Raw genomic sequence first — 25,401 nt, 5'->3', positions numbered from 1 at the left:
CTGGGGAGTAAAGCTATACTATCTTTTAATCTATGATCAAAATAATCAGTCTTATCCTTGGTGGAGGTGCCGGTACACGCTTATTCCCACTAACAGAACAACGATCAAAACCAGCAGTACCCATTGGTGGAAAATACCGCCTTATTGATATTCCGATTTCCAATTGCCTTAACTCAGGTATTCGCCGGATGTTTGTGCTTACCCAGTACAATAGTGCGTCCCTCAATCAGCACATCAAAAACACTTATAATTTCGATTCTTTCAGCCACGGGTTTGTCGATATTCTTGCGGCGGAGCAAACTCAAAATAGCGACAGTTGGTTTCAGGGCACGGCAGATGCGGTACGCCAAAGTATGCATCACCTGCGCAACCACGACCACGACTATGTCATGATTCTTTCCGGGGATCAGCTTTACCAGATGGACCTGGCCGATTTTGCCCAGTATCATATTGAGAAAAAAGCAGATTTAACCATTGCGACCATTCCGGTAAATGACAAAGACGCTCCTGGTTTTGGCATCCTCAAACAGGATGATAACCAGATGATTGAGAGTTTCGTAGAGAAACCATCTTCGGATATGCTTTCTGAGTGGACCTCTCCTCTTCCGGAAAAATATACCTCGCAAGGGAAAAATTGGATGGCTTCTATGGGAATTTATATTTTCTCTAGAACCTTCCTGGAGCGGTTATTTGACGAAAACCCTGATGCTACTGATTTTGGTAAAGAGATCATTCCTTACGCCATTAATAACAAGTTTCGGGTAGCCAGCTATGCTTACGATGGCTACTGGGAAGATATTGGAACCATCCGTTCGTTCTTCGATGCCAATATTGCCCTGACGGATCCCGTTCCGGCCTTCAATATGTTTGACAACGAAGAGCAGATCTATACTCGTCCGCGGATGTTGGCGCCTTCCAAGATTTTTGGCACCTTCTTCAACCAAGCGATTATTGCCGAAGGTTGTATTGTACATGCCCGACAAATAGACCACGCGATCATCGGTTTACGTTCCCGGATTGGGACTGATACCGAGATATCGAACGCCATTATCATGGGTAATGATTATTACGAAACGATGGCCGAACTAGAGACCTTGGGTAACACGCCCGCAATGGGCATTGGTTCTGGTTGTTACATTCGCAATGCAATCATTGATAAGGATTGCCGCATCGGTGACAATGTCCGTATCCACGGTAGTACCTCCCTGGAGGATACCGAAACGCCTACGTACATGATACGAGGGGGGATTATCGTTACCCGTAAGGGGGCTGTCATTCCTCCCGGCACTAGAATTGGCCTACAGAGCTAAATTAGTTCACAAAAAAAATCCCGCTGATGGTTTCATCAGCGGGATTTTTTTGTGCCCCCCAAAGGTACTAAGCACCCAAATAGTGCTTGAGCAGCTTGCTACGGTTGGCGGAACGAAGCTTATTAATGGCTTTGTCCTTAATCTGGCGAACCCGCTCGCGGGTAAGGCCAAATTTATCGCCGATATCCTCCAAGGACATAGGGTGCTCTACACCAATGCCGAAGTACAGCTTGATGACATCGCACTGGCGATCAGTAAGTGTTGATAGAGAACGTTCGATTTCCCGGCGCAGTGATTCCCGGTACTCCAAAGCAGCATCGGTATCAGGTGTAGCAGTATTTTCGAGTACATCCAACAGGCTATTGTCTTCACCTTCCACGAAAGGCGCATCCATAGATACGTGCCGGGCAGCAACGCCAAGCGTCGTTTCTACTTCTTCGGTAGAGATTTCCAGCTGATCTGCTAATTCTTCGGGAGAAGGCTCACGCTCGTACTCTTGTTCGAGTTCGGAAAAAGCCTTGTTGATTTTGTTGAGGGAACCTACCTTGTTTAAAGGTAGACGGACGATGCGCGATTGCTCTGCAAGTGCTTGAAGGATCGATTGGCGAATCCACCAAACGGCATAAGAGATAAACTTGAAACCACGCGTTTCATCAAAACGTTGCGCTGCTTTGATCAAACCCAGGTTGCCTTCGTTGATCAAATCACTTAAGGAAAGCCCTTGGTTTTGGTACTGTTTCGCTACCGAAACCACAAATCGTAAGTTAGCTTTGGTCAATTTTTCCAAAGCGGCCTGATCACCTTGTTTGATCCGCTTCGCTAATTCCACCTCTTCTTCCGGTGTCAACAAATCCACCTTACCGATCTCCTGGAGGTATTTCTCTAGGGACTGACTTTCGCGGTTAGTAATGGATTTTGTGATCTTAAGCTGTCTCATTTATTTAGCCTCTTTATTGTCGAAAATAAAAAACCCGCCTTGCGCTGCATACAAGCCGGATTTACGCTCGAATTCATTTATTGGAACTTGGCAACCCTAACTAACCCCATCTGACAGGAAGAGATTTTGAGTATTTGAGTTACCGCCATATAAATTAGAAAAATAATATTTTATCGAAATTTAAGCGCAAAAATACGTGCAAAACAGCTAATTGTCAAGCTTCTAGCCGATATAATTGTTTGCCTTTTAGTAACAAACTGATAAAGAGAATAGTTGTGTCCTTACAACAATCTATATTTTTTATACTTAATGCAAGTAAAGATTTGGAAAAATGGCTGCTTTCTCTTTTATTGTGCCGAACCGATTCACGGATTCGCATTAATTATTTGTGAGCGTAAAATTCTCACTAAACCCATGCCCTTACTATGGAGAGAGTAAAATTTTCGAAAGAATTCATCTTTCGCGCATCTCCGGCCATTTTGTACCAATTTTTAAGCACACCAGACTGCCTGATCCGTTGGTTTTGTGACCAAGTTCGTATTCAAGGACGGATGTACATTTTTGAATGGAATGGCGCGGAAGAAGAAGCAGAACTCATTGAAGACATCGAGGAAGAACTCCTCCGTTTCCACTGGGAAGATGCTGATGATGAGAGAGAATATCTTGAATTCAACATGGACCGATCTCCGGTAACCGGAGAAACGATTCTTGTCATTACCGATTTTTGCGATGCTGATGAAGTAGAAGACCAAAAGCAGCTCTGGGCTACCCAGATGGAAGCCTTACGATCCGTGACTGGAGGGTAAGCTTAATGCCGAAAACCTCTCCTTCTCTTTGCCACAGTATTTCAAATTATTTTGTCTTTATCAATTTCTCCGTTACCAAGAGGCCTTCCCTATTGGAGAGGCGATAAATATAGAAACCAGCGGGTAGATGGTTTCCAGACCAATTCCACCGTTTTTCTGAAACTAACATTTTGGCGATCAGTTTTCCCTGAGCATTAAAACACTCCCATAATAATTGCTCAGGGGCAGGAGGGCCCTGTATCTCAAAGAAGACCTGCCCCGTAAACGGATTTGGGAAAGCATGTAACTTGTATTTCTCTGATAAAGGTATTTCCGTACCTGAAGGAAAATCATACAGCAGACTGGAAGTATTGGTGCGCACTGGTTCATTAAAATCAAAAAAGATATCCGCAAAATTAAGAACGGAAGTACCTAGCTCCAAGCTATCAAGAGGAGCAATTGCGAATTTCACAAACCCATGGGAAGCAGGTTCATTGGTCATAGAGTCAACCAATAGGATATCATTGAAAGTAAATTCTAAAACAGTTAATCCACCTTCTCCTGTGCGAAATGCTGTTTCGCACGGATGACTACTATTTTCAAACCGAAAAGTCGAAGGATCTAAGGTTATTGGAAGGGTGTCTGTGACGACCACCGTAAAAGCAGTATCACTACCCGTATTTTGAAATCTTATGTGATAGCTCAATTCTTCGGTGCCTGGTAGAAGATAAGTATCTATTTCCCGCCCTGCTACAAAAGCCCTCTTGTCGTTAGGATCGTAGGAGCCAATATTGATCTGGCATTCCGTATAACTCCCACTCAGACCAGCCATAGTGCATTCGTTAGCAAGTGGTATATCTACCTGCAAACAATGTTCTTGTCCCAGATCGGCGTCGCAGGATACCTCCAGGTTAATCGAAAAGGTTTGGCAAGCTCCAACTTCCAAAGCAGGCAGCGTAAATGTGTATTGTTGCCCATCCTGATTATCAACGGGAAGACTACTCCCAAGGAAGACAAAAAAGTCATCCAGGGTTACAGTAACTGGTGTTGATGTTGAAGCAATCGTTCCCTCGTTACATACCGTGACGTAATAAATATTTTCAAAACAGCGTCGCAAAAATGGCGTAGACGCCTGAGGTTGCAGCCAAGCACAATCAACCGTCGAGTAGACAGCTAAATCAGCAGTGATAGCCTCATCTTCCCCTACGGTTATGTTTATCGGATCGCTACAAGCAACGAATAAGGGGTTAGTATTAATCAACTTAAGCTCATAATCCCCCATGGGTACATTCAGTTGATAGTCCCCCTCTGAATTAGTGTAGCTAAAATAGGTAGCCGTTTCGTTAGAAGCCTGGATGAGCTGCCCCGGCAAGTTATCTTCCTCTGGCTCTTGCGTAAGGCAATCTTCATTACGATCAAGCCAAACATGGCCTAAAAAAATCGCTGGATTAGCAGTAGGCTCCGTCGTTCGGTAAAGTATAAAGCGATAAAAATACAAATAATCATTCCGATCAATATAAAGGGCATAATTAGGCACCGGATCATCCATCTCTATCGCTTCGTAATATATTTCCCACGTAAAACCATCATCCTGACTGCGATAAACCTTTTCCTCAGAAATCATAAAAATATGACCAAGGCGATTAGAAACCATCGGAAAAGCATTAAGTTGATTAAGACGGGGACGGTACGGAACATTGTTAGCAACGTCAAAATTCTCGCCTAGATCATAAGAAACCAGCAAATCTGCCCCTTGTTGTTGATTAGGGCCAACGTAGTAGCCTAGCAGCACACCTGTTTTTGTACAATGCAGTTCAGCAACTCCATAAGGAAAATTCGTAACCTCCCAACTAAGTGTCTGTGGGTTAAACCGATAAATAAAGTCTTCGTCGTCATCGGGTAAATAAGGATCAAAACCAAAGAAGTACCCATCTGGATGAACGACGGCCTTTACGATATTTTCAGGTGTGGCTACGATCGTCCAATTTGCTCCGCCATCTGCTGTATAAAAAGTATTCCCAAAGGTTTGGAAAGCAAGAATATGATCAGCATCGTAAATATAAGCCTCATTAATACCTCCATTTCCAAGGCCAAGAGGGGTAATGTCCGTCCAATCTTCTCCCAAGTTGGTAGATAGTAATAATTCGTTGGTGATGGTGAGTGCCAATAATCCCCCCAGTGTGCCTTCTCTGATGTACTCGACCGGTTGACCATTGGGACGGGGGTAATTTTGCCAATCCTCTCCCCCATTGGTACTGTACTGAAGATCAAGATTGCAAGCACCTACGAAAAGTATATCATCGGCAGGATTGGTGAGTATTTCTATTGTAGTATAACGAAAAGCCCGACTGAGGTCAGAATAAGATAATCCATCGTCAATCGTTTTAATTAGTAATTGTTCATGACAAAAACCTTCATAATAAAAGATTTCACTATCATCGCTAAGTACTACTGATGATGGCGCACTGAACGTTTCTTGTAACAGCGCAGTGGAAGGGTTCCAACTTTGGCCGCCATCAGTAGAAGCGTGATGTTGTGGATCCAGGAAACGATCAATCATGAGGTAGATTCTTCCATCTCCACCAAAAAATACTTGATTGAACTCCATCTCAGCGGTGGTAGGTAACGTATTCCACGTATCTCCGTAATCATTGCTGTGAAATAAAGTATTATCAACTACCACGAAGATGCCCGCTGAAGGGTGAGCTTTTACATCATCCAGTACAGTGCCATTGGTGTAAATTACTTCCAAAGAATTATCTACCAGCGAAAAACGTCTTATTGACCCCTCCCACCAAAGGATAAATGCTTGATTGGGCAAGGCTGTAAGCTCACCAAATAGAGAACTTTCACTATGCATAACGTTCGTCCACGTACTTTCTCCAGGAGGCAAATAGTGAATTTGGTGATTATTGGTAATAATAACTATGGTTCCATCAGCAGAGATGGCCAGATTCCTGGCGTTTATCCCCGGAAAATAAGTCCATTCTGTTTCTTCCAGTCCGATGATAAGGACATCACCATTAACGATAATTCCCAATGTCCCATCAGCGCCTGCCGTGATTTCCTCAACAAAGCCGCTAATAGCTACTTGCTCCGTAGGGAAAAGTTGCGTCCAATTTTCACCGCCATCTAAAGAGCGACTCACCAATTGTTCTGAAACACCTAATAGAAAAACAGATTCTTCCGGTCCCGTTAAGACTTTATTCGTCGACATACCGTAGGGCCCATTGGGTAAAGCATCCCAGGTGACTTGAGAAAAGAGACAAAAAGACAAAAATATTAGCGCGAAAGCGAGAGAGAACGATTTCATTGTATTGGGATTAAGTTAAGTAGCTCAAAACTACAAAAATATCAGCATTTGCTAGGGATTTTGGACAATCTAAACATATTACTCCTTTAACAATTCAGGAAATTCCTGCCAGTCACTCTCCTCTGGCAAGCGAATAGGCAATTGCCGCCCCGACCATTTGAAGGTAGACATCAATTCTCCCTGAACAAAGAGATTCACCTCTGTTTGCTCGTCCTTCCCTGGCACCATCCCCGCGGGTGGTGCGATCAACTGTGTTCCGGCCCTTAAGACCAACACTTTTTTCTCACCACTTCCCAAGACGATGGCATTGCCGTTTTGTCGTTTCGTCCAGAAGAGACTTACTTCTGCTCCACCAGGATAATCCGAAATCACTGCCAGTTGGGGATCTTTTGGCGTTCCTACTGCTGCGGCTACGATGGGAGCGTAAAGATTAGGCAATTCCTCAAACAAAACCTTTGGCCGACCATAGTAATCAATGGCCGACCAAGAGGGGGCTGGCCAGCAATCATTCAATTGCCAAAAAGTCGTCCCCATACAGTAACCGTATCGCAGGCGGTGCGCCAGGATAGCCCTCCGGATACCTTCGTACTGCACCTTTTGGGATTGCTCCACAAAAGCAGGAAAATCGGCAGCAGGTTCACCGTATTGTTCCGTAAACTTCCCGATGAGGCCGTTGCCAATATAGCTCTTTTGGTGGTGTGCCATTACTGGGCTTTCCAGCGACCACTGGCTGCTATCGGCAAAACTGGCGATGGTTTCCATGTCTGGAAATGATTGAAAACCGTACTCATTCATGTAGCGCCCTACCTTGGTTTCATAGCCGGTAAAATCATCAGGCCCGTGCCATACACCCCAATAGTGAAGGGTATTGTGCCCTCTTTGGGAAGCGTTGTAGTAAGAACTCAGCGGGGTGGTATGAGCGTAAGGTCGCTCGGGATCTTCCTCCGCCAAAACCTCAGGAATCAACTCCTGAAATAGCTTGGTGTAATTCCGATACATATCCTGTTCGTCCTCTCCTTTGATATCATATTGCCTTTGCCAGCCCCAATTGCGCATTGCCAGATCCACTTCGTTGTTGCCACACCAGGTGATGATGCTGGGGTGATTGCGCAGGCGACGCACATTTTCCCTCACTTCGGCTTCTACATTGGCTAAAAATGCCGGATCAGCAGGATAGGCGGCACAGGCAAACATAAAATCCTGCCAAACCATCAGCCCCAGCGAGTCGCATTGATCATAAAAATGATCATCTTCATAAATCCCCCCACCCCAAACCCGGATAAGGTTAAAATGAGCATCGTGTGTCTGCTGAAGCAGTGTCGTCTTTTGTTGAGCCGTGATCCTGGTCAGAATGGCATCCTGAGGAATATAACTAGCACCTTTGGTGAAAATGGGACGACCATTGACTTTGAAATAAAAGCTGGTACCGTAAGTGTCAGGTTCTTGAACCAGCTCGACGGTGCGGATGCCAATTTTCTTTTCTTGCTGATCTTGCAGCTCTCCGTCGCGCCACAGTTCAAGGCTCAAGTGATAACGATGTGGCACTCCATGACTATTGGGCCACCACAGCCGCGGCTGATCGATCTGGAAGTTGAAGTCGACGGCTGCTTCCGTTTTCGTCAATGCCCGTTTTGCTAAAAGGCGGCTGGTGTTCAGATCGCGCAGGCGCAACTCGTAATTGCCCTCACTACGACGATCAATACTTGCCTGTACGCGCATCCGAGCGTGGGCAGTAGTAAGGTTTTCCTGAAAATACTGGACCTCCTCCAAGCGGGCATGTTCCCAGCTTTCGAGGTAAACAGGGCGCCAAATGCCCTGGGTGACCAGCCGCAGCCCCCAGTCCCAACCAAATTGAAACTGTGCCTTGCGGGCGAAATTGGCCATCCGTGGCGTGCCGGTATCATTGACGGAGGTTTTATTCAGGGCGTAAGGCAGGTTTTCAATCGTTGCTGCCAAAGCTTCAATCGGGGCGGTAAAAGCTACCCGCAAGTGATTCGTTCCCGCTTTCAACAACTCGGTGACGGGCACCTGCCAAGAGCGAAACATGTTGTCTGCCGTCAGGATCAGGCTGTCGTTTAGGTAAACCTTGGCGTAAGTATCCAAGCCCGTAAAGTTGAGCCGGTAAGCACGTTTGGTATCAAAAGCGGCGGGTGTAAAAAACAGGTTGTACTCCCAGTTGCGCTCCCCTACCCATTGCACCTCCGTTTCATTGGTTCCATAATAGGGATCAGGCAACAAACCCGACCTGCTCAGCACTTCCTGAACGGTGCTGGGTACAGGCGTTGATAGCTCTTCTGCGTCGGAAAACTCGGTGGATTTGATGGTCCAGCCCGTGCTCAATGATTCACGTAATACTTCTTGCCCCATAAGGATTTGGCTCATTAACAGTAGCGAAAAGAAAAGACCTACTGCTGGTAAAAGGAAGGATAGTCGATTCATGGCGGAAAGATACAAGTCCTAAGATTAATTATCTTTGCGAGAGAAGAAAATCAGATTCTTAGAAAAATAAATTGAATTTACAGCTAAATTCTCAACTCAAAATTGGGTAACCTATGGCAAATAATCTGTTAGCCGGCAAGCGTGGCATCATTTCCGGAGCACTCGACGAACAATCCATCGCCTGGAAAGTCGCAGAGCGTTGTGCAGAAGAAGGAGCACAAATTGTCCTTACCAATGCCCCCGTGGCCATGCGTTTTGGTAAAATCAACGAATTAGCGGAGCGACTCAATGCCGAAATTATTCCTGCTGACGCTACGAGCATGGAAGACCTGGAGAACCTAGTCGTCAAAAGCCAGGAAGCAATGGGCGGCAAGCTCGACTTCGTCCTCCACTCGATCGGTATGTCCGTAAATGTCCGCAAAGGCCGGGAGTACACGGATCTGAAGCACGATTGGATGATGAAAACTTTTGATGTTTCTGCCATCTCTTTCCATAAAATGATGCAGGTGCTCTGGCAACAGGATGCTATGAATGATTGGGGCTCTATCTTGGCCCTCACCTATATTGCAGCACAGCGTACGTTTCCTGATTACAGTGAAATGGCCGAAAGTAAGGCGCTCCTGGAGAGTTTCGCCCGCAGCTTTGGCTACCATTTTGGCACCCGCAATAAAGTACGTGTGAATACCATCAGCCAGTCACCTACCATGACCACCGCCGGCCAGGGTGTGAAAGGTTTTGGTGAATTTTTCAACTACGCCGACAAGATGTCGCCACTGGGCAATGCGCCCGCGGAGGCCTGTGCCAACTACTGTATCCAGCTGTTTAGTGACTTGAGTCGCTACGTGACGATGCAAAATCTTTTCCACGATGGTGGGTTCTCCAACATGGGTATGAATCCGGCACTGCTGGAAGGGTAAATCGCTACTCTTCGGTGCGGCGGGTAAAACCCTGATTGCTCCTTCGTGCGGGGAGTGCGGGGTGTAAAACCCCTATCTGCTCCTTCCCTATCATGCCTTGTGCAGCAGGGTGTAAAACCCTGCTCTACAGACCATTTTCCAATAAATGATCAAGCCCCCTGTGCTTAGGCACTATAATGCCACGGAGGCATTGCAAGCGTTAAAGCCTCCGTGGCAAAATAGGTTTATCAAAACGCCAAATAAGGGTGCTAACCCGAAGTCTTTGTTTTAAAAACCTATGTCACTACGTGATAAAATCCTCCCTGGCAAACTTCTGCTATGTCATCCATCATTGTCTTCCACGCTAGCTCCCGCCATCAAGGCAACACCACTACCATTGCGAATTACCTGAGCAAGCAACTTTCCGCTACGGCCATTGACCTGAGCGACCACGAGATAGCTCCTTTCTCTTACGAAGACAATTATCCTGCTACCGATGATTTCATGGGGCTTATTAAACAAACCATTGATGCCGATCAGTGGGTATTGGTTACGCCTGTTTATTGGTACACGATGAGTGCTCAGATGAAGACCTTTCTGGATCGGTTTTCTGATCTGCTGCGATATCACCAGGAATTTCTTCCCGCCTTGACGGGAAAACATCTTTGGACCATTGCCGTAGGAAGTGATTCCGAAGCAGTTCCCCACTTTTTCACCCCATTTCGCCTTTCGGCAGATTATTTAGCGATGGATTATGGTGGCGATCTCCACACTTGGCTGGGCCGGACGCTGACGATGAAGCCTGAAGTGCAAATACTTCTGGATCAGTTCGTTGAAAACATCATCGCCAAATCAAATAGTTTCTAAACAGGCACCCCATCGGGTATCGACTGGGCCAGCGTAATGCTCGCTTGCTTTAGCTCTAATGAGGATGGTGAATTCGGTTACTACGATCAGGTAGCGCTACAATATCTCTACTGAACGCTTTTTTAATGAATTGTCTTGATCCCGGATGCGGCTATTTGCTGTATTCGGGATCTCTCTTTACGAAACATTCTTTTTTCTAATACGTATAGGAAAGAAAGTCATTTTTCACCCCCAACCGATTTGCAATATGCCACGAGTATTAGTCGTAGACGATGAAGCCGCCATCCGGAGAGCCCTTCGAGATATCCTTGAGTTTGAAAAATACGAAGTTGTTGAAGCAACCAATGGAACCGAATGTCTGGTAAAGTTGAAGCAAGGCAAATTCGACGTTATCGTCCTGGACATCAAGATGCCACAAATGGATGGTATGGACGCGCTCGATCGTATCGCTATTCTTTCTCCGGAAACACCCGTAATTATGATTTCGGGGCATGCTGATATTGACACGGCGGTGGAGTCGGTCAAGAAAGGTGCTTTTGACTTTATCAGTAAACCACTCGATCTCAACCGGCTGCTCATCACCTTGCGCAATGCCCAGGACAAATCTACTTTGATTGGTGAAAAAAAGGCCTTGCAAAGGAAGGTGCAGACCAAGGAAGCCCCCAAGATGATTGGTAAATCGGAAGGCTTGACCAAAATATTGGAGACCATTGAAAAAGTAGCTCCTACGGAGGCCCGCATCCTGATCACGGGCCCCAATGGTACGGGCAAAGAGCTGGTGGCTCGTCAAATTCATCAACAGAGCAGCAGAGCCAAACAAGCACTCGTGGAAGTCAACTGCGCCGCCATTCCCGCTGAATTGATCGAAAGTGAGCTGTTTGGCCACGAGAAAGGTTCATTTACCGGTGCTAGCCAACAAAAGATCGGCAAATTTGAGCAAGCCAACAAGGGGACGCTCTTTCTCGATGAAATCGGCGACATGAGCCTCAAAGCCCAGGCCAAAGTACTCCGGGCACTTCAAGAAAACCAAATCACCCGCGTAGGGGGCAACAAAGATCTAAAAGTAGACGTAAGGCTGCTAGCGGCCACCAACAAAGACTTGCGCCAGGAAATTGCTGCCGGCCGTTTTCGGGAAGACCTCTACCACCGCCTTTCCGTCATTCTCATTGAGGTTCCTCCTTTGAATGAGCGGCGCGATGATATTCCTTTACTCATTGACCACTTCAATCGGCAGATTTGCCAGGAATATGGTGTTGCGCCCAAAAAGTGGGATGACAAGGTCATTGAACAACTTCAAGCACTGAACTGGACGGGGAATATCCGCGAGCTCCGTAATGTGGTGGAACGCCTACTGATCTTGAGCGACGACACCGTAAGTGTAGAGGATGTCAAGCAGTTTGTATTACCTACCGCGGCAGAAGCTGAAAAGACCGATAGTCTCCAACAATTGTTCCAACGCTTTGATACGCTGGAAGAACTCCAGGCTTATATCCGACAGGAATACCAGGAACATCAGCCAGTGTAAGGGCCAAGACGCTATTTGTCCTTAATCTGTTCTTCGTGATGCTTTTGTGATACTTATTGGCGAATTTGCCGATGATTACAAAAAAGAGCTTATGAAGAGGGTTTTGATCATTGAAGATGATCCCCAAATTGTTGACCTCATAGAGATTCACCTCAATGACTTAGGCTGTAGCCTGGTACGGGCGAGCGATGGCCTCCGTGGTCTCGTAGCGGCAGAAGGCAGTGCCTTCGACCTGATCATCCTGGATCTGATGTTGCCGCAGATTGATGGATTAGAAGTTTGCCGACGCTTACGGATGCAAAAAATCAACACCCCGATTTTAATGCTTACCGCAAAATCAGAGGAGATTGACAAAGTATTGGGGTTAGAAACGGGGGCCGATGACTACCTGACCAAGCCATTTAGTGTTCGGGAACTCATTGCCAGGGTGAAGGCCATTTTCCGGCGGAGCAGTTTGGCCCAGCAAAAACAACAAGCGGAACCATCAAGCATACTGAATTTTGGTGATCTGGTCATTGACCTGGAAAAACGAAAAGTAACGCTTGAGCAAAAGAGAGTAGAACTTTCGCCCAAAGAATTCGAGTTACTGGCCTTGATGGCTGCAAATCCAGGAAAAAGTTACGACCGCCAGCGCTTGCTTACCTTGGTGTGGGGTTATGATTTTGATGGCTTTGAGCATACCGTCAACTCGCATATCAATCGCCTGCGTCGGAAGATTGAGCCCCAGGCAGATCAACCACGCTATATCCTTACCACCTGGGGCGTAGGTTACCGCTTCAACGAAGAATTGTAGAACATGAATAAAAAAACCAACGATCATTTTTCTCTTTTCTGGAACATTGCCTTCACCCTACTGCTGCTGCTGATTGGGTTGGGCGCGGGGTATATCTTTGTTACCTCGATGGCTGCGCGTACCTATGTTCTGGAAATCAATCAGCAACTCTACGGTGATGTTGCCAAACACATCGTCAAAGAGACCCAGCCCATTAAAAGTGGAAAGCCAGACACCTCGGCTACCCACGACATCATGCATTCCATGATGGTCATCAACCCCAGTCTTGAAGTTTACTTGCTAGACACTACCGGGAAAATCATCGACTATGTTGTGCCATATAGCAAAGTAAAACTGGACCGTGTAGACCTCGGACCGATCAAAACTTTTTTGGCGAATAGCAAGCCTCAACTGATTTTGGGTAAAGACCCCAAACAACCCGACGAAGAAAATATTTTCTCTACCGCCCCTATTTACGAGAACGAACAACTTAGTGGCTACGCTTACGTCATCCTCGCAAGTGAAACACGAAACAGTATTACCAGTGCCCTGAGCATGCACTACATCATGAACCTAGGTGGCCGACTATTCTACCTAATTCTGGCGGCAACCTTACTAATTGGCTTGCTGGCTTTTTGGCGGCTGACACGTAACTTACGAAGGATTATCAGTGTTGTGAAACGGTTTCAGGAAGGTGATTATGACGCCCGTATTTCCGAAAAAGACCAAGGCAGCCTCGCTATATTAGGAGATACTTTCAATGAGATGGCCGAAAAAGTAACCGAAAGCATTGAGCAACTGAAATCAGTAGACCGCCTTCGCCAGGAACTTATTGGCAATGTTTCCCACGATCTGCGCACCCCGCTGGCCATTATGCAAGGCTACATTGAAACCCTTCAGATGAAGGAGGAGCACATCACAGCCGAAGAACGCAAAAAATACCTACAGACGGTGATGGACAGTTCGGAGAAACTCTCGCGCCTGATTGCTCAATTGTTTGAATATTCTAAATTGGAAGCCCAGCAGATTGTGCCGCAAAAGGAGCCCTTCCCGATCCAGGAGCTTTGCCAGGATATTGTTTTTAAATACCAGGTTTTGGCTCAAGAAAAAGACATCACCCTCGACTGGAACGCACCTCGTGACCTGCCCATGGTTTTTGCGGACATTGGCCTGGTAGAGCGCGTACTGCAAAACCTACTGGACAATGCCCTGAAGCATACCCCCGCTGGTGGCCAAGTGAGCATTCAACTCGAAAACATGACAGAGGGCGTATGTATTATGGTTGCAGATACTGGCCCCGGCATACCAGAAGCACAACAACCCCATATTTTTGAGCGATATCGACAATTAGAGACAAAGAAAACAACGGCAACCGGTAGCGGCCTGGGGCTCGCCATTGTGAAAAAAATCCTTGAGATCCATCAATCGACAATCCACGTACGCAACCGTGAACAAAGTGGGGCAGAATTTTGGTTCCAATTACCCATGGCAGTGGGGTAACGCTTTTTCCTAAAAATCCCTATCTTCGCTATAGTTCACCAAGTCAGGATTTGTGAAAAAATGACGCCGCTATTTTTTTGACTCGCAAGGCGAAAAACCTGCCTGCTCGGCGTGGCCTCACGGCAGGCAGGCGCAGGCAACGCAGCGCGTTGGCGAGGCTTTTCAACCTGCCTGCTCGGCAGCCTCGCTGGCAGGCAGGCGCAGCGAGGCGGAAAAAGAGCAAGTCAGAATTCACAAATCCTGGGTTGGTGAACTATAACCACAAAAAAACACCAAGCTATGTTGCGATCTCTGGTCCTTGGCTGCTGTCTGCTATTTTCATGGTCACTTGCTGCCCAACTTCAATTTGAAGGACTTTGGGAAGGAACGATTACCGTGGGGGGAATACAATCTACCAAAGGCTACCCTGTGCAGATTTACCTTGAACGACAGGGCAAAAAAGTATCGGGCCGATCTTATGTCTACCTCAGTGATACAAGGATTGTTGAAATGAACCTTTCTGGCTTCTTGTACGACGATCTTTCGGTCTACCTTGACGAGGTAGAATACGTCAATCGCAACGGTGATAATTATGTGCCTCCTTTCTTACGTAAATACCAGCTGATGTGGAACCGGTCCATCAACGGCAGCTCTCTAAATGGCTACTGGCAGGAAATCCGTCAGGAAATCTTTGACGCCAAACGCGAACGCGGGCGGATTTTCCTGAAAAAGGTGGTGAATAATAAGGCTTAGATGGTTGTTGGTTGATGGTTGTTGGTTCAAATACTGACCTTCCCACTTCCAAACTCCGACTTGATATTGAACCACTTAAGGCACTGAAGGAATAATCCTAAAGTGCCTTAAGCGGTTCTAACTTTAGCGGGTAATATGCTAGCAATTCAAGGCGCCACAAACGCTCAGTACCTGACCGGAAACGTAGGAGCTCATATCTGAAGCGAGAAATACACAAGCATCTGCTACTTCGGTACCTTCACCGAAACGGCGTAGCGGAATATTTGCCAGGTAAGCATCGCGGGTTTTCTCATCCAATTCATCGGTCATATCGGTAGCGATGAAGCCAGGAGCGATGACATTGCAACGAACATTGCGTGAGCCCAATTCTTTGGCAATCGACTTGGAGAAACCAATGATACCTGCTTTCGACGCAGCATAGTTCGACTGACCTGCGTTGCCCGTGATTCCCACAATCGAAGAAACATTGATGATAGAACCCGCACGGCTTTTCATCATGGGGCGCACCACTTGCTTGGTGAGGTTGAAGACCGACTTGAGGTTATTGTCCATGACCTGGTCCCACTGCTCTTCGTTCATACGCAGGATAAGGTTGTCGCGCGTGATACCAGCATTATTGACCAGAACGTCGATTTTCCCAAAATCCTCCAACACCTGCTTGGCCAATTCTTCGGCAGCAGCAAAAGAAGCTGCATCCGACTGGTAAGCTTTAACCGTAACGCCATGCTCGGCAGCAACTGCTGCGGCCAGTGCATCTGCTTTTTCTTTGGAAGAGTGATAGGTAAAGGCTACCTGGGCACCTGCCTGCGCAAAACGGTTTACAATGCTAGCGCCAATGCCACGTGATCCACCGGTGATGAGGGCAACTTTATCCTGTAGTAGAGCCATGTTTTTGAATTAGAATGAAGGTAAATAAGAATATTCAGGCGCAAAGGTACAAATGACGCGGGATGAAGAAAGAGAATACCCCAAAAAAACGAAACACGTCTGCCCCCACCCTGCTCTGCTTCGTTTCTCCATAGCGTCGGGTTTTATACCTGACTACGGAGAAACGGAGTGGAGTGGTAGACAGCCTGGCCCCCAAATAATGCCTGCTAGAAGACATCTTTTTCCTCTACCCTAGTAAGCAAAACACCCTCTAAACCCGTTATGCCAATACCTTCGCTTAAACAATGGCCTAAAACACACCGCTTATGACCCGTTGTCTACTTCTGTTTTCCTTGATGTTGTGTATCCACGTCGGCATTTTGGCCCAGAGCAGCGCGGGTACCTTATTTTGGCTGGGTTACATGGAGAACCTGACCCTGGCCTTTAATGACGCACCCGCTTTTTCAGTGATTATTAATGCCGATGCGCCTACTAGCGGCAGTATTGATGTCCCCGCTACCGGACTTTCTATTCCCTTCTCTGTACCTTCGGGAAGTACCGAAATATTCCTGCCCGCTGCCGTTTACTACAGTGAGGGCTCGGAGCAGATCGACAACAAAGGATTAAGGATAACGGCTGATGCGCCCGTGCGGGTGCAAGCTTATCACTACCGTTTGTTTTTCAGCGAAAGCAGCAATGTACTACCTGTGACCGAACTGGGAACGGAATACCTCATCACCTCGATTGTTGACGAAGCGGGACCAGCCCAACCGGGGAGCCTTGTCATTGTGGCAACGCAGGACAATACCGTGGTGGAGATCACCCCCAGCACCCTGACGCTGGGTTTGAGACCTGCGGGAGTTCCCTTTACGGTGACCCTGAGCACCGGGCAAAACTACCAGATACAAGCGCTGGGCGAGCTGACCGGCACGCGGGTGCGCAGCCTAAGTGGCCAGCCATTGGCCGTGTTCAGCGGCTCACAGCAAGCCGACATCATTAATGGCACCTGTAACGGGGGCGCGGATAGCCACGTGTGGGACCAAAGCCTGCCGCTGGAGGGTTGGCGGGAATTGTACTACTTTGTACCTTTCTCGGGCCAGGGTGGTGATCGTGTGAAGATTGTGGCCGCCGAAGATAACACGACGCTATTTTTTGATTGTGAGAGCGTAGCGCTACTTGACCGTGGTGATTTTTTCAGCACCTTGGTGACCGAGGCAACCGTGATCAGCAGCACCGCACCGGTGAGTGTGACCCAGTATACAAACAACTTCAGCTGCGAACCTTCGCAAGCAGGCGACCCCAACGGGCTCTCCTATCTGCCCGCCGATTTTGTGGGTACGAGCTTTCGCTGGTTGGCGTCCAACCGCATGAACAACACCATGTCGGGCTTTCATTTTGACCAACACTACGTGACTATCCTCGGACCAGCGGAAGCGACAGACAACGTGATCCTGGACGGCAGTCTGGTAAGCGGATTTGTTCCCTTTACGGGGAATCCGGCGTGGGAATACACGCGTGTGCAAGTAGGCCCTGGCGCACACGAGCTACATGCAGCCGAGGGCGTGCAAGCTTACAGCTACGGCTTTGGGTTTGCGGATTCGTATACCAATCATCTCGGCTATACAGCAATAATACCCCAGGATTATGCTTGCCTCGACATTGAGCGATCGGGGATATTGTGCGTCGATTCTTTGCAGCAGTTCACCTTCAACTCCAACCTCAATCTGACGGATTTCAGTTGGGATTTTGGCGATGCGACTGGAAGTTCTCTGCCCGAACCAACACATACCTACACCAGTGCGGGTACTTACGAAGTGGTGTTGACGGCTACTGATCCTGCCGGAACGATGGTCAGTGCCAGTCTGATGCTCACCGTAGTGGATTGTGAGGAAGACCCTTGCAATCCGGCAAATGCACAGATCAGCCCCCTAGTGACAGGAATCGGCTGTGCCCTCTATCAGCAAATCTTTAGCTATAGTGCAGATTTTACCCCTACGAGTATCAGCTGGGACTTTGGTGATGGTTCTGAAACGGTGAGCACTGCGGAAGCGGACCACTTTTACGCAGCAGCGGGCATCTACACGGTGACCTTGACCTTAGGCAATGCCCTTGGCTGCGAATTTATCACCACCCAAACCGTGACCATCGAGGATTGTGAGCCCTGCTTTGATCAAGGTACTGTGGCCTTGAGTGTAGATGGGGAATTGTGTCCTGGGGAGGTTTTACAATTCAGTTCTTCTTATGCTGCCATTGGTGTTCCTCCTTTTGAAGTGCAGTGGAGTTTTTCGGACGGGCAGGTGTTCAGCGAACTAAACCCAGAAGTGAGTTTTGCCAATCCAGGTGAGTACACCGTCGATTTCTTTTTGTTCAACAGCTTAGGTTGTCTGTACGATGGTAGCCTCATTTTTACGATACAAAACTGCGGTGTTGACTGTAATGAAAATGTGAATATCGGAGGGTTTGCTCTTCCGGTCATTTGTGCAGGTGAGATGGTCAACTTTACCGCCAACAGCCCAGCTACCATCACCGAATATTTTTGGAGCATTGAGGGGCAAACCTTTAATACCCCTTCCGTTACTTACCTTTTTGAAATACCAGGGCCTACTGAGGTCCTTTTGTCCATTACTACCGAGGATGGCTGTGTTTATTCCGACAACGTTGTGCTACAAGTCAACGACTGCACCTCCGATTGTAGCGACCTGATTATTGAGGATATTGTCATTGGCGGTTCTTTATGTGTAGACAGCACGATTACCCTGACGGGAATCTATGCTTCGGACGAACCAATAGATATTTTTTGGGTGCTCCTCCCGACGTTTGAAACCTTCCAGGGCGATGCCTTGACGACCAGCTTTAGTGAGCCGGGGGAATATTCCTTCATTTTTGTATTGGACCAAATCACTACGAATTGTGAAGCAGAAACAACGGTTACAATCACCATTGAGGAATGTTTGCCAGATTGTTCTACCTTCCAACTGGAGGGCTTTACCGTAGAGGGTACCCTGTGCAGGGATTCTTTACTGCTACTTACCCCAAGTTTCAGCACTCCCCCCGATAGTATCGTGTGGCAACTGCCCAGTGGTGAAATGCGTAATACGCTATTGCTTGATAACTTTAGCGCTTCCGTGGCAGGGCCTTACCCTATTGCACTGGAAGCATACTGGGATAATGGCTGCCAGGTTGACACGGTACTTACGTTGAATGTTGAAGACTGCCTTCCGCCGCCAGTTTGCGAAGTCATGATTCCCAATATTTTCTCTCCCAATGAGGATGGCGTCAATGATCAGTTCCGTTTGTTTTACGCCGACGAATGCTTGCCTACTGATTTCGAGCTGTTTGTCTACAATCGCTGGGGCAGCGAGGTATACCGCAGCCAAGACCCTACAGCTAGTTGGGACGGAAGATTCAAGGGGCAGCCTCACCCGCAAGAAGTATTGGTCTACTGGTGTCGCTTTCAGCTACCCGACGGTAGCGTGGAGGAGCGTAAGGGGGATGTGACGTTGATTAGGTGATCGTATATGAAATCAAAAATTGATTATTTCTTGGCTGCAACCTGTGCAGTGATGATTCCTTTTGTAGCAGGAGGAAGAGTAAGGGTATTTGGCAAGGGGGTGGAATACGACACGGAGATATTACCCTTTTTAAAAGGCATCTTGGCAAAATCTACCTCGGTGGACGTCAGCCTTCCAATCATTCTCGTCTTTATTGGAGGTTATTTTCTTCTTGCCAGCTTTTTAGGTAAAAGATTGGCGATGAAGTACCAGCAGCAATGGTGGTACAAAATTCACAGCCTGTTAAATTACCTCTTGGTTTTTGCCCCCATGTTGTTACTTGAAGGCACGAGACCTATAGCAGCCATTGACCAACGTTATAGCCAGCGATTTTTCTCAGCACTTGACGACCTTTTCGGCCAACGCTATTATATCCTCTTCCGACTTGATGAGCAGGAGGGGTACCTTTTTTATTACACCCTGATCTTGAATATTGGTCTTCTGATAGTGGTGATCTATTATGCAAACAATGATCATCCTACCGATTCGAAGAAGGAGATGATCTTGGATGATTTGGGGTGATTTTTCGTTAGAAAACGTTTTTATCTTTGCAAAAGTAAAATTATATGCAAATGCGCTTATTCCTTGCTCTATCTTTTATGCTTTTGGCAGGTATTGGCCTTCGGGGCCAATCTACTGATTTCTATCAGCACCATTCTTTCACCAGGGCGGATACGCTGCGCGGTAGTTTGCGCCCGGAGCGCACCTGCTACGATGTCCATTACTACGGGCTACAGCTGAGGGTAGATACTCGTAAAAAAATCATCAGAGGCGAGGTAGAAATTGCCTTTACGGCGGTGACGGACTTCCAGCGTTTGCAAATCGACTTGTTCGAGAACATGATCATCGACCGCATTGTCATGGGTGAACAGGTGCTTTCTTTCATTAGGGAATACAATGCCGTTTTTGTAGATTTCCCAGGCGTACAAAGGGCAGGGGATAAGGGAAGTTTTACCGTCCATTACCACGGTCAACCCACGGTAGCAAGTAACGCTCCCTGGGATGGTGGCTTCGTGTGGTCGGAAGACAAGCGCGGCCGCGACTGGATAGCCGTAGCTTGCGAAGGCGATGGTGCCAGTCTGTGGTGGCCCAACAAAGACCACCTTTCGGATGAACCGGATAGTATGCTTATCAGTCTGACGGTGCCCAGTGATATGATGGCGGTAGCCAATGGAAACCTGCGAGAAGTGGAGGAAGGCGATCAATACAACCGTTACGACTGGTTTGTCTCCTACCCTATCGACAACTACAATGTGACGCTCAACATCGGCCATTATGCGCATTTTTCAGACGAATATTACGCAGCCGATGGCGACACGCTGGCATTGGATTATTATGTACTAGACTACAATGAAGACCGTGCAAGAAAACACTTTCAGCAAGTGCATTCGGTGCTGGCTTGTTACGAAAAATACCTGGATAAATACCCCTTCTGGGAAGATGGCTTTGCGCTGGTAGAGACGCCTTACCTCGGTATGGAGCACCAGAGTGCCATTGCCTACGGCAACCAATACATGCGCGGCTACCTGGGCGGCATGATCCCCAATGACATGGATTGGGACTACATCATCGTTCACGAAACCGGCCACGAATATTTTGGCAACAGCATTGGCGTATCCGACCTGGCCGAGATGTGGATACAAGAATCCTTCACGACCTACCTCGAAGCCGTCTACGTAGAATACACCATGAGCTATGAGGACGCGATCCGCTACCTCGTGAAGCAGCAACTGTACATCTACAATCAGGAACCGATCATTGGGCCCCTCGGCGTCAACTGGGAAAACTGGGGCGGCAGCGACCACTACTTCAAAGGAGCCTGGGTGCTACACACGTTGCGCAATGCCATCGGCGATGACGAAAAATGGTGGGCCATCTTCAAGGGTTTCTACCAAAAACACGCCATCAGTCTCGTCACTACACAAGACTTTATCGATTACGTCAACGAGGCGACAGGGAAAGATTGGCAGTCCTTCTTTCAGCAATACCTCCACTATCCACAGCCACCGGTTTTGGAGTACCAACTCAAACAGCAGGGCAAAAAACTGGAAGTGCGCTACCGTTGGGCCGCTGATGCGGAAGGGTTTTCTATGCCGATTATGTTTGGCAATAAACAAAAGATGATTCGGGTAACGCCAAGTACCACCAAATGGCAGGAGACCACCCTTTTCAATACCTCGGCGAGTGACTTTACGGTAGCGACGGATCGCTTTTTGGTGAAGATGAAGGAGGTGGAGTAGGTTTGTTGATTGTTGATTGTTGTTGGTTGATGGTTCGAAAGTGACTATTACTCTTTTTCCGCAAATACATCAATGATGCAGATAAAACTCTTGAAGGGCGACATTACCCAACTGGAAGTAGACGCTATTGTCAATGCTGCTAATACTTCCCTACTGGGTGGAGGTGGCGTAGATGGAGCCATCCACCGAGCTGGCGGCAAAGCCATTTTAGATGAATGCATCCAGATCAGAAACCGGCAAGGTGGTTGTGACGTAGGCGAGGCGGTCATCACCACCGCTGGAGAGCTTCCGGCGCAATACGTCATTCATACGGTGGGGCCATATTGGAATGAAGGGCAATCCAATGAAAAACAAAAATTAATAAACTGCTATCTCAATAGCCTCAAGTTGGCAGAGGAATACAAGCTCCGAACCATCGCGTTTCCCAATATCAGTACAGGTGTTTACCACTATCCCAAAGCCGCGGCCGCAGCCATTGCCATTAATGCCGTAAAAAATGCTTCGCTGGAGAGCTTGGAAACGGTGTATTTTATTTGCTTTGATGAGGAGAATTATCAGTTGTATAGTAAGCTATTTAGGGAGTTTTAGATATTCATCCTTTCCAAATAACTCTATAAACTGAGCATCCAAAATTTTCCTCTGCTTATCAAGTAAAGTTTCTGTATTGTCTAAGCTCATCGCATCTCTCCAAGTGTAAATATACCTTCCTTTTTCTCTATCTGAATTAATTACGCAAGCATAAACCACCATATTGATAGGAATACTATAGTAATTCATACGAAGTTTTCCAGACAAACTTATTCTTACTTCTTCTTTATTAAATACGTCTTCTGAAAGATATATCCCTTCTCCTAAATTTTCTTTGATTTTTACTATTCTCAATTCCTGTTTAAGACTCATCTATTAATAAATTTTTGTTTCTAATTTTGAGTATTATGTGCTCTTGGGATTTTAGCCAACTCCTTGTAGCCACTAAAGTTGCGCTATGCGCAAAGGTTATTAAAACCCTCCTCATTATCAAGTCAAAGGCAATCTTCATTTATTCCTACCTAATATTACCTATAATAGAATAAGTCCTTCATCCTTTCCACAACATAATACGCAGCAGGACAAACAACGGTGTTTGCGGTATTATAGTCCTCCAAGGTAGGATTTGTGATTTCTGACTTGCTCTTTTCTCGTCTCGCTGCGCCTGCCTGCCGGCAAGGCTGCCGAGCAGGCAGGTTGAAAAGCCTCGCCGTAACTCCGGTTATGCCTACGTTTTTCGCCTTGCGAGTCGAAAAAATAGCGGCGTCATATTCTCACAAATCCTGCCTTGGCAGACTATAAGAAACCGCGGATTAGCTCACTTAGGGAAAAAATAACTAACGCTCACCATTCCTCTTAATAAAATCAATCATCACCTTTCTGGTTTGGCTGTCAGGCGCATTGGAGATATCCCGCCATAGCCCAGCGTGATTAAAGTTAAAAACGTGGAATATCTGGCAGTCGCGATAGGTTGAGGCCCAAATTTTCTCTTCAAATACTTTGGTATATTCATAAAGTGCGCCCTCTGAAATGAGTAGCATAGGCGTTTTCAACTGATCCAAATAAGTCGTAGGGGAAGCTTCAACTAAGGCATCTCCAAAAACATCATTGACATGGGTGATCGCCATTGCTCTACTTTCTGGAGATTCGCTATTGGCAAAAGCATTATAATAATCAACCAGGTCATAAGCTCCAGCTACTGGAATAATGCCTCTAATGTGTTCCTGACTCAGGCCGTGGGCAGCTAAATAGCGCTCGTCGGTAGCTAATAATGCTGCCAGGTGTGCCCCCGAAGAAAAACCACCCACAAAAATATGCTTAGCGTTATAGCCATATTCCGCCCCGTTTTCCTGTAACCATTTAAAAGCAGCAGCAATATCTTGAATATGAGAGGGATGCTGAACACCTGTAGCCTTTCTACGCTCAGAGAAAGCACCACTACTCAATCGGTGCCCAACCGCCGCTACGGCAATCCCTCGGCGAGCAAATTGCCGAGCTAAGTTCATCTCCATATTTCGATCAACAAACGACCAAGCTCCGCCACCAATCCATAACAACAAAGAAGGTTGTTCTATCCCTTCCGGCAAAACCAGGTGCAGACGCTGTAAGCTATCCGCTACTATTTCTTCTGGAGACAGATACGGAATGTCGCGTATTTCCCGATAACTAAATGTATCTCTTTCCTCCTGGCTTTGTAGTTGAAGCACACACAAGAAGCAAAAAAACAATAGTATACTTTTCATAATGCTATTTTTTCCAATCACTCCACGGCAGCAAACAACCGTTGCTCCAATAGGGAAAATGGCAAAGGACCATACTGTAGCAGTGCCGTATGAAATTGTTTCAAATCAAAATCGACTTGTTTTGAAAGTTCCGCCTTCCACCCCATGATTTTATCAGCCCCATATTTATACGTAATTACCTGGCAGGGCCAACGACGCATCCTGGCGATCTCCCGTTCTGCGATGTTGTCCTTTCCGCTAATGTACTTTTGCCAAAAGGACAGTGCTTCTTCATCCGACCAACCATAGTAGTTAAGGCCAACATCAAGCGGTACTCTTACCGATCGAATGATGTCCCACTCCCACTTTCCCAATTCATCATAAATATCTTTGTAAGCCCCTATCTCATTACCTATTTCTTCCACGTAAGCAGCCCAACCTTCGCTGTAACCTGGATTATTAAACAATCGTTGGACAGGAGACAAGGTATGCATTCTACTATAGGAAACTTCGTAATGATGCCCCGGAATGGCTTCATGGAGAAAAAACCAGCGGACTTCTCGCTTGTTAAAGGCATTGCCAAAAAAGTTATAAAAAAAAGTGTTGTCACGATAATAACCAGGCACCTGTGCCAGGCGTTCGTCAAAACTCAAAGCTATCCCCACCGCTGGAATCTTATCCATTTCAGGAAAAAAAGCGGGTAAAACTTTAAGCATTTCTGCTGAAAAAGCCTCGAATGCTGCCTGGACTTCTGCTTGTTCTGTGTAGAAAAACTGTTCACTATTGATGTGATGATGAAAAGCTATACTATCCATTCCACTTTGGATTTGAATCGCTTTCATTGCCTTCAGCACTTTGTCAACTTCCTGCATACCAAATGCGTACATCTCCTCTGGTGTGACGGAAACATCCAACCACCTTTTCAAAAAATACGCATACCAGGCTTGGCCATTGGACAGCTTGGCCAATCCTTCTCTAAAAAGCACCTGCGAAGGTTCTTGCCACCACTCTTTTTCCAGCTTTATCCTTTCTTCGTTTAAGGCTAGTTGGTACCAAAGTAAATCATATTCTAGTTGTTGCTTAAAGGACAAACGCTCGCGCTCAGTAGCAAGTAGACTGGAACGCAATTGTTGAAACAATAAAGCTTGTTGTGCCAAGCCTTCATTGTCCTGAATACCATCCATATTGTCCGCAAAAGCGATTCGCAGAGGAGAAATTCCGAGTTCTCCATAAGCTACCGAAAACTTGTCCACTAGCTTATCCCAATCCGACTCCTGACAGCAAAGCCAACCATTGCTAACACTCAAAAACACTAAAAACACCACAATTTTACGCATCATCTACTCAGCTTGGTGAACACCAAAGATCGGCTGGATTTGTGCATAATAATTTGTAAAATCTTGCTAATTATCAAACAG

General features: G+C 46.8%; 19 protein-coding genes and 1 pseudogene. 13 read left to right on the top strand and 7 right to left on the bottom strand.

Annotated elements, in window-relative coordinates; genetic code table 11:
* Window positions 1-32: 32 nt before the first annotated feature.
* Window positions 33-1,310, top strand: a complete 1,278-nt coding sequence (locus tag AB0L18_RS14250) for a glucose-1-phosphate adenylyltransferase (RefSeq protein ID WP_367387973.1) — start codon at window positions 33-35, stop codon at window positions 1,308-1,310.
* Window positions 1,311-1,377: 67 nt separating this feature from the next.
* Here the strand turns inward: AB0L18_RS14250 and AB0L18_RS14245 are convergent, their stop codons facing one another.
* On the bottom strand, window positions 1,378-2,247 hold the full coding sequence (locus AB0L18_RS14245; RefSeq protein ID WP_367387972.1) for an RNA polymerase sigma factor RpoD/SigA: 870 nt from the start codon (window positions 2,245-2,247) through the stop codon (window positions 1,378-1,380).
* A gap of 425 nt (window positions 2,248-2,672) precedes the next feature.
* Between AB0L18_RS14245 and AB0L18_RS14240 the strand changes: the two genes are divergently transcribed.
* On the top strand, window positions 2,673-3,053 hold the full coding sequence (locus AB0L18_RS14240) for an START-like domain-containing protein (protein WP_367387971.1): 381 nt from the start codon (window positions 2,673-2,675) through the stop codon (window positions 3,051-3,053).
* A 46-nt stretch (window positions 3,054-3,099) separates the two neighbouring features.
* Here the strand turns inward: AB0L18_RS14240 and AB0L18_RS14235 are convergent, their stop codons facing one another.
* The gene (locus AB0L18_RS14235) at window positions 3,100-6,345 is read right to left on the bottom strand and encodes a T9SS type A sorting domain-containing protein (protein WP_367387970.1); all 3,246 of its coding nucleotides are present in this window, start codon (window positions 6,343-6,345) and stop codon (window positions 3,100-3,102) included.
* Between the two features lie 78 nt (window positions 6,346-6,423).
* Window positions 6,424-8,784 (bottom strand): glycoside hydrolase family 2 protein, encoded by a 2,361-nt coding sequence (locus tag AB0L18_RS14230; RefSeq protein WP_367387969.1) that lies wholly within the window; start codon window positions 8,782-8,784, stop codon window positions 6,424-6,426.
* Between the two features lie 113 nt (window positions 8,785-8,897).
* Between AB0L18_RS14230 and AB0L18_RS14225 the strand changes: the two genes are divergently transcribed.
* From AB0L18_RS14225 to AB0L18_RS14195, 7 genes and pseudogenes are all read left to right on the top strand, one after another.
* Window positions 8,898-9,701, top strand: a complete 804-nt coding sequence (locus tag AB0L18_RS14225; protein ID WP_367387968.1) for an enoyl-ACP reductase — start codon at window positions 8,898-8,900, stop codon at window positions 9,699-9,701.
* Between the two features lie 318 nt (window positions 9,702-10,019).
* Window positions 10,020-10,547, top strand: a complete 528-nt coding sequence (locus AB0L18_RS14220; protein WP_367387967.1) for a flavodoxin family protein — start codon at window positions 10,020-10,022, stop codon at window positions 10,545-10,547.
* 3 nt (window positions 10,548-10,550) lie between these two features.
* A pseudogene (locus AB0L18_RS14215) lies at window positions 10,551-10,661 on the top strand (M57 family metalloprotease); the annotation flags it as partial.
* Between the two features lie 133 nt (window positions 10,662-10,794).
* A complete protein-coding gene (locus tag AB0L18_RS14210) occupies window positions 10,795-12,072 on the top strand; it encodes a sigma-54-dependent transcriptional regulator (protein ID WP_367387966.1) in 1,278 nt (425 codons plus the stop codon).
* Between the two features lie 91 nt (window positions 12,073-12,163).
* Entirely contained in the window at window positions 12,164-12,865 is a 702-nt protein-coding gene (locus AB0L18_RS14205; protein WP_367387965.1) for a response regulator transcription factor, read from the top strand.
* Between the two features lie 3 nt (window positions 12,866-12,868).
* Complete coding sequence (locus AB0L18_RS14200) at window positions 12,869-14,344, top strand: ATP-binding protein (protein WP_367387964.1); 1,476 nt, start codon at window positions 12,869-12,871, stop codon at window positions 14,342-14,344.
* Between the two features lie 279 nt (window positions 14,345-14,623).
* Entirely contained in the window at window positions 14,624-15,076 is a 453-nt protein-coding gene (locus tag AB0L18_RS14195; RefSeq protein ID WP_367387963.1) for a hypothetical protein, read from the top strand.
* A 138-nt stretch (window positions 15,077-15,214) separates the two neighbouring features.
* Here AB0L18_RS14195 and fabG read toward each other — a convergent pair whose 3' ends face one another.
* On the bottom strand, window positions 15,215-15,964 hold the full coding sequence (gene fabG / locus AB0L18_RS14190; RefSeq protein ID WP_367387962.1) for a 3-oxoacyl-[acyl-carrier-protein] reductase: 750 nt from the start codon (window positions 15,962-15,964) through the stop codon (window positions 15,215-15,217).
* 305 nt (window positions 15,965-16,269) lie between these two features.
* Here fabG and AB0L18_RS14185 point away from each other — a divergent pair, with 305 nt between their 5' ends.
* From AB0L18_RS14185 to AB0L18_RS14170, 4 genes are all read left to right on the top strand, one after another.
* On the top strand, window positions 16,270-19,455 hold the full coding sequence (locus AB0L18_RS14185) for a PKD domain-containing protein (RefSeq protein WP_367387961.1): 3,186 nt from the start codon (window positions 16,270-16,272) through the stop codon (window positions 19,453-19,455).
* A 6-nt stretch (window positions 19,456-19,461) separates the two neighbouring features.
* Window positions 19,462-20,016, top strand: a complete 555-nt coding sequence (locus tag AB0L18_RS14180; protein ID WP_367387960.1) for a hypothetical protein — start codon at window positions 19,462-19,464, stop codon at window positions 20,014-20,016.
* A gap of 50 nt (window positions 20,017-20,066) precedes the next feature.
* Window positions 20,067-21,734, top strand: a complete 1,668-nt coding sequence (locus tag AB0L18_RS14175; protein ID WP_367387959.1) for a M1 family metallopeptidase — start codon at window positions 20,067-20,069, stop codon at window positions 21,732-21,734.
* 75 nt (window positions 21,735-21,809) lie between these two features.
* Window positions 21,810-22,322 carry an O-acetyl-ADP-ribose deacetylase gene (locus AB0L18_RS14170; RefSeq protein ID WP_367393151.1) on the top strand — a complete coding sequence of 171 codons (513 nt, stop codon included), beginning with the start codon at window positions 21,810-21,812 and terminating at the stop codon, window positions 22,320-22,322.
* On the opposite strand, the gene AB0L18_RS14165 is transcribed toward AB0L18_RS14170, so the two are convergent.
* From AB0L18_RS14165 to AB0L18_RS14155, 3 genes are all read right to left on the bottom strand, one after another.
* Window positions 22,305-22,634, bottom strand: coding sequence for a hypothetical protein (locus AB0L18_RS14165; protein ID WP_367387958.1), 330 nt, complete (start codon window positions 22,632-22,634; stop codon window positions 22,305-22,307). The two genes, AB0L18_RS14170 and AB0L18_RS14165, sit on opposite strands and share 18 nt — an antisense overlap.
* A 464-nt stretch (window positions 22,635-23,098) precedes the next feature.
* On the bottom strand, window positions 23,099-24,004 hold the full coding sequence (locus AB0L18_RS14160) for an alpha/beta hydrolase (protein WP_367387957.1): 906 nt from the start codon (window positions 24,002-24,004) through the stop codon (window positions 23,099-23,101).
* A 17-nt stretch (window positions 24,005-24,021) separates the two neighbouring features.
* Window positions 24,022-25,323 (bottom strand): DUF885 domain-containing protein, encoded by a 1,302-nt coding sequence (locus AB0L18_RS14155; RefSeq protein WP_367387956.1) that lies wholly within the window; start codon window positions 25,321-25,323, stop codon window positions 24,022-24,024.
* Window positions 25,324-25,401: the final 78 nt, after the last annotated feature.

The organism is Lewinella sp. LCG006 (genome assembly GCF_040784935.1).
In the GTDB taxonomy this organism is placed as follows: Bacteria; Bacteroidota; Bacteroidia; order Chitinophagales; family Saprospiraceae; genus Lewinella.
The sequence above is the reverse complement of the archived record's forward strand: the minus strand, read 5'-3'. Positions and strand labels throughout refer to the sequence as shown.